This is a genomic window from Macrococcus sp. PK (assembly GCF_022501545.1).
Classification (GTDB): domain Bacteria; phylum Bacillota; class Bacilli; order Staphylococcales; family Staphylococcaceae; genus Macrococcoides; species Macrococcoides epidermidis.
The window spans coordinates 156,872-168,886 of the sequence record NZ_JAEPRF010000015.1; the positions used below are offsets into that span (position 1 = coordinate 156,872).

At 34.4% G+C, this 12,015-nt stretch carries 14 protein-coding genes; 11 read left to right on the forward strand and 3 right to left on the reverse strand.

Translation table 11 applies throughout. The features are described 5' to 3' along the window. Window positions 1-3 precede the first annotated feature (3 nt). From JJJ02_RS09945 to isaB, 4 genes are all read left to right on the forward strand, one after another. Window positions 4-2,382, forward strand: a complete 2,379-nt coding sequence (locus JJJ02_RS09945; protein WP_240838780.1) for a heavy metal translocating P-type ATPase — start codon at window positions 4-6, stop codon at window positions 2,380-2,382. A gap of 34 nt (window positions 2,383-2,416) precedes the next feature. Next, the gene (copZ, locus tag JJJ02_RS09950) at window positions 2,417-2,620 is read left to right on the forward strand and encodes a copper chaperone CopZ (protein ID WP_099578875.1); all 204 of its coding nucleotides are present in this window, start codon (window positions 2,417-2,419) and stop codon (window positions 2,618-2,620) included. 142 nt (window positions 2,621-2,762) lie between these two features. Beyond that, window positions 2,763-3,767 (forward strand): ABC transporter ATP-binding protein, encoded by a 1,005-nt coding sequence (locus JJJ02_RS09955; RefSeq protein WP_240838782.1) that lies wholly within the window; start codon window positions 2,763-2,765, stop codon window positions 3,765-3,767. A gap of 108 nt (window positions 3,768-3,875) precedes the next feature. Then, window positions 3,876-4,523 carry an immunodominant staphylococcal antigen IsaB family protein gene (isaB, locus tag JJJ02_RS09960; RefSeq protein WP_111717241.1) on the forward strand — a complete coding sequence of 216 codons (648 nt, stop codon included), beginning with the start codon at window positions 3,876-3,878 and terminating at the stop codon, window positions 4,521-4,523. 50 nt (window positions 4,524-4,573) lie between these two features. Here the strand turns inward: isaB and JJJ02_RS09965 are convergent, their stop codons facing one another. The 3 genes from JJJ02_RS09965 to JJJ02_RS09975 all read right to left on the reverse strand — a co-directional run bounded on the left by JJJ02_RS09965 (window position 4,574) and on the right by JJJ02_RS09975 (window position 6,903). Further along, complete coding sequence (locus tag JJJ02_RS09965; RefSeq protein ID WP_240838784.1) at window positions 4,574-4,972, reverse strand: DUF3147 family protein; 399 nt, start codon at window positions 4,970-4,972, stop codon at window positions 4,574-4,576. Window positions 4,973-4,987: 15 nt separating this feature from the next. Then, window positions 4,988-5,347, reverse strand: a complete 360-nt coding sequence (locus JJJ02_RS09970; protein ID WP_099578867.1) for a DUF3147 family protein — start codon at window positions 5,345-5,347, stop codon at window positions 4,988-4,990. Between the two features lie 161 nt (window positions 5,348-5,508). Then, window positions 5,509-6,903 carry an L-cystine transporter gene (locus tag JJJ02_RS09975; RefSeq protein ID WP_240838786.1) on the reverse strand — a complete coding sequence of 465 codons (1,395 nt, stop codon included), beginning with the start codon at window positions 6,901-6,903 and terminating at the stop codon, window positions 5,509-5,511. A gap of 131 nt (window positions 6,904-7,034) precedes the next feature. Here JJJ02_RS09975 and JJJ02_RS09980 point away from each other — a divergent pair, with 131 nt between their 5' ends. The 7 genes from JJJ02_RS09980 to JJJ02_RS10010 all read left to right on the forward strand — a co-directional run bounded on the left by JJJ02_RS09980 (window position 7,035) and on the right by JJJ02_RS10010 (window position 12,006). Then, window positions 7,035-7,619 carry an HD domain-containing protein gene (locus tag JJJ02_RS09980; RefSeq protein ID WP_240838788.1) on the forward strand — a complete coding sequence of 195 codons (585 nt, stop codon included), beginning with the start codon at window positions 7,035-7,037 and terminating at the stop codon, window positions 7,617-7,619. Continuing rightward, the gene (locus JJJ02_RS09985) at window positions 7,612-8,313 is read left to right on the forward strand and encodes a class I SAM-dependent methyltransferase (protein ID WP_240838790.1); all 702 of its coding nucleotides are present in this window, start codon (window positions 7,612-7,614) and stop codon (window positions 8,311-8,313) included. The genes JJJ02_RS09980 and JJJ02_RS09985 overlap by 8 nt, the downstream gene beginning before the upstream one ends. Next, the gene (locus tag JJJ02_RS09990) at window positions 8,310-8,831 is read left to right on the forward strand and encodes a hypothetical protein (protein WP_240838792.1); all 522 of its coding nucleotides are present in this window, start codon (window positions 8,310-8,312) and stop codon (window positions 8,829-8,831) included. Before JJJ02_RS09985 ends, JJJ02_RS09990 begins: the two co-directional genes overlap by 4 nt. A gap of 155 nt (window positions 8,832-8,986) precedes the next feature. Next, window positions 8,987-9,535, forward strand: coding sequence for a GNAT family N-acetyltransferase (locus JJJ02_RS09995; RefSeq protein ID WP_240838794.1), 549 nt, complete (start codon window positions 8,987-8,989; stop codon window positions 9,533-9,535). Between the two features lie 89 nt (window positions 9,536-9,624). After that, window positions 9,625-10,803 (forward strand): PAS domain-containing protein, encoded by a 1,179-nt coding sequence (locus tag JJJ02_RS10000; RefSeq protein ID WP_240838796.1) that lies wholly within the window; start codon window positions 9,625-9,627, stop codon window positions 10,801-10,803. Between the two features lie 13 nt (window positions 10,804-10,816). After that, window positions 10,817-11,506, forward strand: a complete 690-nt coding sequence (locus JJJ02_RS10005; RefSeq protein WP_240838798.1) for an MOSC domain-containing protein — start codon at window positions 10,817-10,819, stop codon at window positions 11,504-11,506. A gap of 11 nt (window positions 11,507-11,517) precedes the next feature. Beyond that, window positions 11,518-12,006: a kinase gene (locus tag JJJ02_RS10010; RefSeq protein ID WP_240838800.1), complete on the forward strand. Its 489-nt coding sequence runs from the start codon at window positions 11,518-11,520 to the stop codon at window positions 12,004-12,006. The last annotated feature ends 9 nt before the right edge of the window (window positions 12,007-12,015 follow it).

Sequence of the window (12,015 nt, forward strand, 5' to 3'; positions counted from 1 at the left end):
AGTATGAAAGATATTACATTACCTATAGAGGGTATGACTTGTGCAGCGTGTTCTACTAGAATAGAGAAAGTACTCAATAAAATGGACGGTGTAGATGCAAAAGTTAATTTAACGACTGAAAAAGCAAGCGTTCAATATGATTCAGAAAAAGTGAGTGTAGAAGATATCTCAGAAAGAATTGATAAGTTAGGCTATAAAGTTAAGCCTGAACATATTGAACTGGATGTTATGGGCATGACTTGTGCAGCGTGTTCATCAAGAATTGAAAAGGTACTGAATAAACAGCCGGAAATTAAGAATGCTACTGTTAATCTTACGACAGAAGAAGCAACGATTGATTATTATCCAGGAAATATGGATGCACAAATGATTATCGAACGTATTCGTAAACTAGGTTACGATGCAAAACTTAAAAGTTCGGATGAAAATAAGGCTTCAGCGAAAGCGGATGAATTGAGGAAGAAAAAGATTAAACTCATTATTTCAGCTTTATTATCATTACCGTTATTACTAACAATGTTAACGCATCTGTTTGGTATCCATTTGCCGCATATATTTATGAACCCGTGGTTCCAGTTAGCGTTTGCTTTCCCTGTACAATTCATTATTGGCTGGCAGTTCTATGATGGAGCCTATAAAAATTTACGAAGTGGCGGAGCGAATATGGATGTGCTTGTTGCATTAGGTACAAGTGCTGCATTTTTCTATAGTGTTTATGAAGGATTGAAGACAATTAATAATCCCGATTACATGCCACATCTATATTTTGAAACAAGCGCAGTATTAATTACATTAATATTGTTCGGTAAATATCTTGAAGCAAGAGCGAAGTCACAGACAACGCATGCACTATCTTCATTACTTAATTTACAGGCAAAAGAAGCAAGAGTGATAAGAGACAATAAAGAAATAATGATACCGGTTGAAGACGTTATCGTTGGAGATACATTGATCATCAAGCCGGGTGAGAAAGTACCGGTTGATGGAGAAATTATTAAAGGTCATACATCTATAGATGAATCGATGCTTACGGGCGAATCGATTCCTGTCGAGAAAACTATCGGAGCAAATGTCTTTGGAGCAACGATGAATAATAATGGTAGTATTACGATACGTGCAACGAAAGTGGGTCGTGATACAGCATTACAATCTATCGTGAAGATCGTTGAGCAGGCGCAAGGTTCAAAAGCGCCTATCCAGCGTCTTGCTGATATCATTGCAGGATACTTTGTACCAGTAGTGATAGGTATAGCGGCTATAACATTTATCATCTGGATGATATTTGTGACACCTGGTCAGTTTGAACCAGCATTAGTAGCTGCTATTGCAGTGCTTGTTATTGCTTGTCCTTGTGCTTTAGGACTAGCTACACCAACATCTATTATGGTTGGTACCGGACGTGCAGCTGAAGCAGGAATTCTCTTTAAAGGCGGAGAACACTTAGAAAGAACACATGAAATTGATACGATTGTATTGGATAAAACAGGTACGATTACAAAAGGTGAACCTGAAGTAACTGATTTTACAGGCGATGAATTAACACTACAATATCTTGCAAGTAGTGAACAAGCTTCTGAACATCCATTAGCAACCGCCATCGTAAAATATGCAAAAGAAAAAAATATAGAATTATTAGAAACTAGTCAATTTAATGCAATACCTGGCCATGGTATTGAAACAGTTATCGGTAACCATACCATACTCATCGGTAACAGAAAGCTAATGACAGATCATCACATTGATATTGATTCAAGTATCAATCGAATGGAGCAATTTGAAGCAGAGGGTAAAACGGCCATGCTAATTGCTATCGATAATGAGTTACGTGGTATTGTAGCAGTATTAGATACAGTGAAAGATACTGCAAAACAAGCTATTGAAGAAATGAAAGCAATGGGCTTACAAGTTGTGATGCTGACTGGAGATAATGCGATTACAGCTAACGCCATCGCGAAATCTGTTGGTATTACAGAAGTCATTGCTGAAGTGCTGCCAGAACAAAAGTCTAATAAGATTAAAGCGCTGCAGGATGAAGGAAGAAAAGTTGCTATGGTAGGAGATGGTGTGAATGATGCGCCAGCGCTTGCATTAGCGGATATCGGTATCGCAATTGGCACAGGTACAGAAGTCGCGATTGAAGCAGCTGATGTTACGATTCTAGGCGGAGAGCTTACACTTATACCTGAAGCGATTAAAATTAGTCACGCAACAATTAAAAATATAAAACAAAATTTAGGATTCGCATTTGGATATAATATTCTTGGTATACCAGTTGCAGCCTTAGGATTACTTGCACCATGGATTGCTGGTGCTGCTATGGCTTTATCATCAGTAAGTGTTGTGAGTAACGCCTTAAGACTAAAAACTGTTAAAATAAAATAGAACATATAAAATACTAAAAAGTGAGGGAATTATTATGGAAACAATTCTTAAAGTAGAAGGTATGACATGTGGACATTGTAAAGAAGCGGTAGAAGGTGCAGTAAATAAATTAGATGGTGTTAAATCAGCTGCGGTTGATTTAGAAGCAGCAAATGTAACAGTTGATCACGAAGAATCAGTAACTGTTGATGCAATGAAAGAAGCCATCGAAGATCAAGGATACGATGTAGTTAAATAATATATTTATAAGTATCATGTTCCGTTATGGAATGTGATACTTTTTTTATTACTTATTTATTAACATTTATATGGATGAGTTATCAATAACACATCAAAATTTGATATGCTAAATGTAAGTATAAAGAATGAGGATATCTACTATGATTGAATTTAAAAATATATCAATGCAGTTTAAAGATACAATAGCTGTCAATAATTTAAATCTTATCATTAGTTCAGGTGAGTTTGTTAGTATACTTGGGCCGTCAGGATGTGGCAAGAGTACTACTTTATTTATGCTTGCAGGATTACTACAACCTACAAGAGGACAAATTATTATTGACGGTAATGATGTAACTCATTTAAAGGCTGATGCACGCAATATTGGTATGGTATTTCAGGATTATGCACTTTATCCACATATGACTGTCTTCAATAATATCGCCTTTCCACTGAAGATGAAGCGATTATCGAAACGTGTGATAAAAGAGAAAGTAGAATATGCTGCAAAGCTAGTAGAAATTGATACATATTTAAACCGTTTACCAAAAGAACTATCTGGTGGACAACAGCAACGTGTTGCAATAGCACGAGCTATTGTCAGAGAACCAGAAATATTATTATTAGATGAACCTTTATCAAATTTAGATGCAAGATTAAGAGTATCAATGCGTGAGGAAATCAGAGCGATACAACAGCGTTTAAATATTACGACGTTATTTGTTACGCATGATCAGGAGGAAGCCTTGAGTATAAGTGATAAGATTGTCATGCTGAACGAAGGAAAAATGATGCAATACGATACACCATATAACATGTATCATCATCCAAAACATGTGTTTGTTGCAACTTTCATCGGACGTCCACCTATGAATATATTGAAATTAGATAAACAGCAATCAAAGCAGTTAAATCCAAATCTAAATATCGATACCGATACAATGATCGGTATTCGCCCGGAACACATTATCATCTCAGAGCAAGGTTATCCCGTGATTATTAAACGTGTTGAACTATTAGGGAAAGATATCGCTGTTACAGCTGAGGATGCACAACATAGGCAGATAAAATATTATACAAATACTAATCCGTTAATAGGAAATAAAGTATATTTAACAGCTGCTTTAGAAAATATTCACCTCTTTGATTCATATGGCAATCGCTAATAACGCCTCTCATACTTTAGACCTATATTGATTGGAATGAATTGACAAATAGAGGTTGTGGAAGTAGTATTAATGAGCAATGAATTTATCTAAATAGGAGAGATTACGATGACAACAAAAATGATCAATAAATTAATCGCAACTGCAGCTGTTTCTACAGTTTTATTAACAGGGGTAAATGTTGCTAAAGCAGATACAGTAACAACAACTAAAACAACAACTACAACTACTGTAGTGACAACAGTTACAAAAACTGATGAAGTAAAGAGCGGAGCAATCAAAGCAGGTACAACTACGACTACAACTAAAGCGACACCAACAAAAAGTGCTACGAAAGTAACAGAACCTTATTATAACTATAATGGTTATACTTCTCGTAACGCTGATTTCGAATTAGATAAATACTTCGTACAAGCATTAAACTACGGTAACTTTAAATTAAATAATTTATCAGTTACTAAAACACCGACTATTCAATCTAAACCGGTTAAATCTATGGTAAATGATACTGTAGTTTACAAAACTAAAGGTGTAATTACATCTATGAGTTTCCCAGTTAAAAAAGGAGTTATTAAAAAAGCTGATTTCTTAAAAGCACATGCTGCAAATACTTTAATTAGTGATAAAACTTCAAAAAGCAAGAATTCAGTAGCAACTTTCAAAACAAAAGTTGGATCTTACTCAGCAAACTTTGATAAAGCGGGATACTTAACTTCAGTTAAAATTAATCCATCAGTTGTAACTTATACAAAATAATAATAAAGAACTAGGGAGACGAATATTCGTCTCCCTATTTCTTTATATTTTTATTTATGAACTGCAATATGCTTTGCAGTAGATTTATGCGTTGCGAGAACAGTAACTTTAGCGACAATCGTTGAAATCATCACAGCACTAATGAACCATGTTGCAAAACCAACAATTATACTGAGTGGCCAGTTAGAAGTTGTACTTAACATTCCCCATGTAGCAAGAATTGAACATAGACAACCGGACATACCAAATATTGCACCACGACAAACGTGACTAGCAAGTTCATCACCATATTCAAAACCTGCAATGACCATTGATAATAAGAAGACAGCAGGAAAAGTAGCGAATATACCGCCAAAGTCTTTCCATGGTATAATACACGACACGAAATAACTGAATGCTACTGTAGAACCACCGATTAAGAATTTAAGCATTAATACTTTTGGTTTCATAGAGAGGACTTCCTTTTAAATATTTTTTAATACAAATAATGCGCATGAAATAACGAACCAACACCCGACAGAGAAGGCAGCACCTTTTTTAAAACCATGTTTCGTTACATAGATTGAAGTGAGTGCGACAGTAAAGATACAACTTGTTATGCCCATGATTGCACCGCTGCTTAAATTCATTGAAGCATTAACTAATTCATCGCCGCTATGGTCAACTGATAAAGAAAGAATCGCTGCCAGGAATACAGCAGGCATTGTAGCGATAATACCACCGAGCTTACCACCGACTTTACCTGCGATGATTGAAGCGGCAGTTACTGCAATACCACCAATGATAAAGCGCAACAACAAACCGGTAAATGAAATACCGAACATATAGATCATCTTCTTTTCTAAATTTAACGTGATTTATTTCACATATTAAGATACGCCCATTCTGTGTTGTTGTAAATAGATAGCATTTATATATCATAGGATTGTCACAATTGAATAAAATATGAACAACCCTCACCTATGAATAAGTGAGGGTTGTCTGTTTAAACTTCTGTATTCTCAACTACAGCGTGTTTATCATTAAATATATTTTTATTGAAGTTTCCTAAGAATTTAGAAGTTAATGTTCCTGAAAGCATACTACCATTTACATTAAGCGCAGTACGTCCCATATCAATTAATGGTTCAACTGTGATTAATACCCCTGCAAGTGCAATTGGTAATCCCATCGATGATAGAACGATGATAGCAGCAAATGTTGCACCACCACCAACACCGGCTACACCGAATGAACTAATCGCTGTGATAATCGCTAATTGAACGATAAATTCAGGTGAAAGTGGATTAATACCAGCAGTTGGTGCAATCATTACTGCAAGCATTGCAGGATAGATACCGGCACAACCGTTTTGACCCATCGTCGCACCAAATGATGCTGACATATTTGCTGTTGCATCATCTACACCTAAAGCGTTTTTTTGTGCTGCGATATTTAAAGGAATTGTTCCAGCACTAGAACGAGATGTGAAAGCAAATGCTAACGTTGGGAAAACCTTTTTTAAATATTGAATTGGATTTAAACCAGTTAATGTAATGATAAGTAAATGAATGATGAACATTGTTCCTAAAGCAACATAAGATGCTAATACGAATTTACCCAGTTCGACTATACCCGCGAAGTTTGTACTTGCGATCATATTTGCCATTAATGCAAGTACCCCGTAAGGTGTTAAGCGTAAGATGATTGTCACAAGTCGCATTACAACAGCAAATACAGCATCCACCATGTTTGTAAACATAGCAGCATGTTCCGGTTGTTTTCTTCGAACCCCAAGTACTGCAATGCCAACTAAGAATGAGAAGATAACGACAGCGATTGTTGAAGTAGGCCTTGCACCTGTCATATCCATAAATATATTGCTTGGAATAAAATTGACGATACGTTGTGGCATTGTCTTTTGTTCCATCGTATCGTAACGTTCTTGAATTTCAGTACCACGTGTCTTTTCGTCTTGACCAATGCTAATATCTTCTGCGTTTAAATCAAATAATAACGCTGAGGCGATACCGATTGTTGCTGCAATTAAAGTTGTAGTAATCAATATTCCGATTACCCAGCTGGCCATCTTACCAAGTTGATCCGTAGTATTTAAATTAATGATAGAACGGATGATAGATACCATTACAAGTGGCACAACAATTAACATTAATAGCTGAACGTAACCACTACCGACAATACTGTACCAATCTAGCGTACCTAAAGTTACTTTAGAATCAGTGCCATAAGCGAATTGAAGTCCGACGCCTAATAAAATCCCTAAAATCATACCTGTGAAGACGCGTTTAGAGAAAGAAATATGTTTCTTGTTCATGAATATAAGTATTCCTATGAGAATACTAAGAATTAAGATATTTAAAAAAATAAACCCGTTATCCATTGGTTTATACCTCCATAAATAGTGAATTTGATTGTACTTTAGGATAACATTGACTGTAATGATAAAACAATAGCATTCGTAAAAATTACGTAATTAGACAAAATTAAATTTCTTAAAGTAGGTGTAAAGGCATGAATGAAATCCATAAGGTATATGCTTTTGCTCGTGAAATCGAGCAGTTAAAAACGATTCAAAGAAAAAGTGATACGTTAGATGGAAGATATGAAAATAGTGCTGAACATTCATGGCAGGCAGCACTTGTTGCGATGCAGTTTGAACAGTTCTATCCTGAACAAGTAGACATTAATCAGGTGATCAAGATGCTATTGGTTCATGATTTAGGTGAAATCTATGCAGGAGATACATGGGTATTTGATGACCAGGCGAAAAGTGACTCGTTTGATAGAGAACTTGAATCTCTGAAGAAAGTAGTTTCAATGTTAGATGAAGATGATCAGAAGCGTGCAATAGATCTATGGACTAATTTTGAGCGTGGTGATAATCATGAAGCAAAGTTTGCGAGAGTGATTGATGCATTAATCGCTTTGATTAATCTGTATGAAGTAAGTGAAGAGAATTACAATCCATATAATCTGACTAAATCACAGGTGACAAATAAAAAGATATTTATTAAGAATGATGCGCCAGCAATCTGGGAACTCGCAGAAGAAATTATTGAGAAATGTGTTCGGAAAGGATTGTTGAGGGATGCGTGAGTTCGATGCGATACGTTCTGCAGAAATTGAATACCATGATGCTTTTTATAAATCTACGAAATTATATGAACCTGGTAGTTGGATAGGAAAGCCAGTCGCAAACGTAATGGAAGCATTTGAAATGATAGACAGCTCAAAACCACTAAAGATTTTGGATTTAGGTAGTGGTGTTGGTAGGAACGCGATCGCCATTGCACAGATGTCGATAGATGGCACAGTTATAGATTGTGTTGATTTACTGCCATCAGCAATTGAAATACTTAATGACAATGCTAAAGCGTATCATGTTAAAGATAAAATTAATGGAATTGTATCTACTATTGAAGATTATCAAATCAATAAAGAATATGATTTCATCATTGGTGTTTCAACACTTGAACATGTCAATGATGAAGCGGCGTTTAAAAAAATATTAAAAAATATAAGAAATCATCTCGTAATCAATGGTATTGCCTGTTTAATTATTAATTCTGAAGTTCAAGAAAAAGATATCGAAACAGGAGAATTATTAGTACCGCAGTTTGAAGTGAATATGCTGACAAAGGGGATGCAGCAGTTAGTGCATAAAATATTTAGTACTTTTGAATTTGTAAAAGAAGAAATTAAAAATTTAAACTATACAATAAATCGTGCAGGTAAAGATGTAAATTTAAGTACGAATGCAGTGACATTTATTATTAGGAGGACAAAATGATAATAGGTGAAATAGACATTTATTTTGGCATAGACAAACCGACACCCTATTTTCAAGTCAGTGATGAATACAGAATTCGTTTTGGTTATGAAATGATGAAAGGCAGTTTAATTAAGCAAATTGTTGAGGATACGTTTAGTAATGAACCGATAAGTATGGAATTTCTTTTACAAATAAAGGAAGACCAACGCATTTATAAAGAGAAAACTAACTTAGCTCGATATTTTAAAATTAAAAACTGGAAAGAAGTATTTCATAAAGGTGAAGAAGAGGTTGACTATGTTAATGCAATCGTGAAGGGTATTGATCAAAAGTCATTGATAAAATATATTACTAAAGTTATTTGCGGACATGAAAAATCATCTTATATTATATTCTTTTCTTCAAATAAATTAATTTACGTAAGTGCGGATGTAATCGATATTGTCAGTTTTGATACGGCGTTTATTGAGAGGTTGAAAGAGAAATATAAAGATATTTATGACATGTATTGGGTAGGTAGACCTAACGACGAATAAAATACTGGCAATGAACACATATAAATCGCGTTTATAAACATTTATAACCAAATTTAAGTCATTCCATAAGGGATGACTTTTTATTGACGTTTTTACAGATTTCCCATAAGCTAATAAAAATCGAAAAATTTAGATAATAAGAAAAGAGGACGGACATGAACAGACTATCTATTAAAATTGATGAGCGTATTGAACTGGTACAAGCAGAAATATTTCATGGGGAAGATTTGTATAATGTGATTGATCAAAATAGAGAGCACCTAAGAACATTTTTGACTTTTATAGATATCATCACTGAACCTGCACATGAAACTGCATTTATTAAAAAGATGATGAATGAATTTGCGCAAGGAACGGGGCGCTTATTTTTGATATTTGTTGATGGAGAATTATCTGGAACGCTAGATTTACATGCGATTAATCAAGGTTTTAAGAAGGCGGAGATCGGTTACTGGTTGAAAGAAGATATAAATGGTCAAGGGATTATGACGAAATCAGTAATTGCTTTATGTGATTTTGCTTTCAATCAAATGGGTTTGAACAAACTATCGATCAGTGCTGATGTTGACAATATTGGTAGTAATAAAGTTGCAGAGAAAGCTGGATTTGAGTTTGTTGGTATGGATAAACAAGATGTTCTATTATACGGTGAGTTTAGAGATATGAATCGTTATGCTTTATTGAAGGAAGATTTTAAGCGATAGACTGACGATTTTGTGAATGTTTGTGAGAAAGGTCCCAGCATTACTTTGTAAGGTGTATATTAAATGTATCTTATATAGTGAGGTGTACTATGATAAATTTCGAGCTTACAAATGAAATAAAATCAATACTGACAAATATTCAAAGTAATAAGGAAGATCATTCAGTTGCTAACTTAGAAAAATATTCGTTGGTTGATTTCTTAATCGCTATTATACAAATACACTACACGGAAGGTATTTCTTCAATAGAAGAAATTCATAAATTGATTGATATGTATAATTGTCATATGAACGAAATGATACAGGAAGTATATATTTCACTTGACGATGATCATCCGTTAAATATTTTGAAAAGAGAAAATGATACCTTCATTACTGTTTTAGAACGTATGGAAAAGAAATTGACGATTGTAGCATCTAAAAAAGACAGTTCAATGCTTGAAGAAGATTTAAAAATAATAGGTGCATTATATGCACATTATAACCGTAAAGAAAAATTGATATTTCCGATATTAGAACGAAAACAAGTTTATACATTACCAAGAAAGATTTGGGCACTTGATGATGATAATCGCGCTACTTATCATCAATTCAAAAACCGTCTAAAACGAATTGATGAAATTGAGTTTAAGCATATTAGAAAATCGTTTGATACGTTAAATAAAGGTATGAAGCAAATGATATTGCATGAGCAAGACATTCTTATTCCTTTAATTCAGGAATTATTTACAGCACAGGAATATGAAGCTATCGCCAATGAAAGTAAAGCATTTGGTTATGCAGTAGATGTTAAATCAGTATGGTCTGATAAAGATAAAGTATATCAAACAAAAGAAAAGAAAAGTGAAGGTAAAAATCAAAACATTAAAATAGGTGGCGGTTACTTAACCTTGAAAGAAGCGGAATTAATACTTAATAATATTCCGTTAGAACTGACATTTGTTGATAAGAATGGATTATTTAAATACTTTAATGAAATTACTGAATCTGTGGATATGATGTTTATTCGCACACCGATTTCTATTGGTAGAAGTGTAGCGAATTGTCATCCACCGAAGAGTTTGAAGAAGATGATGCAAGTTATGCGTAAACTTAAAAATAGGGAGCAGGAAACTGTGACAATGTGGTTTAAGAAAGGTGAAGAATATATTTATGTAACATACAAAGGCGTCTTTGATGAAAAAGGTGAGTATCAAGGAATTCTTGAATACGTTCAGGATATTCAGCCGTTCCTGGATTTGCCGAATGTCGTTAAACGTGATATTTAAAAGGAGTGTTAGTATGCATGTTGAAATGATGTTTATCGGAAAACCAAAACAACTAGGTAGTGAAGAAGCTTCAGATAAATTAAATCAGTCATGGATTTCAGCTATCAATCGAGATGCCGTTTCACGTGGAAATTTGACCGAACATGGCTTTGAAGATGATGAAGTTGCGGATAAAAAGCATCATGGTGGTGTAGACAAAGCTGTATTTTGTTATGCAATCGAACATTATCCGTTATGGCGAAATGAATTGAGTAAAGATATACAACCAGGTGGTTTTGGTGAAAATCTCAGTGTTACACATATGAATGAACAAACAGTATGTCTAGGTGATATCTATCAAATTGGTAATGCACTTCTTCAAGTTACGCAACCACGTAAACCATGCTGGAAGCCGGCAAGAAAATATCGAGAAATAGAATTATCTAAGATTACTGAAGAAAATGGTAGAACTGGTTGGTACTTAAAAGTGCTTCGTCCTGGAGTAGTGAGTGTAAATAATAAAATTGAGTTGATGGAAAGATCAAATCCAGAGTGGACCATTGCAAAGTGTAACGAAGTGATGCATTTTTCTGATGAGTTAAGTCTAGTGAAGGAATTATCTGAAGTTGATGTTTTGGCTGACTCATGGAAAGTCAGTTTAAAGAAAAAACTATCAGGAGAAATTGAAGACAAAACACATAGATTATATGGACCGAATATTTAGTGGGTGATATGATGGCAAAATTAATGATACTTAGAGGTAATTCAGGAAGCGGTAAAACCTCAACTGCTAAATTACTGCAAGAAGCTCTGGGCGAAGGAACGATTCTTATTTCTCAAGATTTATTAAGAAGAGAAATGTTACGTGTTAAAGATAAGGTTGGTAATATTTCGATTGAATTGTTGAGAACAATGATTGAATTTGGTATGGAACACTGTAAATATGTTGTAGTAGAAGGAATATTAACACGTCGTAAACATGGAGATATGTTGATAGAGATGGTTAATAAATATAATGATGCGTCTTACGTTTATTACTTTGATATTCCATTTGAAGAGACTTTGCGTCGTCATCAATATAAACAAAATGTTGAATTTGGTGAAGATGAAATGCGTCAATGGTTCCTGGACAAAGATTATTTAGGAGTAGAAGGAGAATTTATTATTACGGAAGAATTGTCTCAAAAAGAAATAATTGAGTTGATAAAAGACCAAGTGATGTAAGCAGTAGGT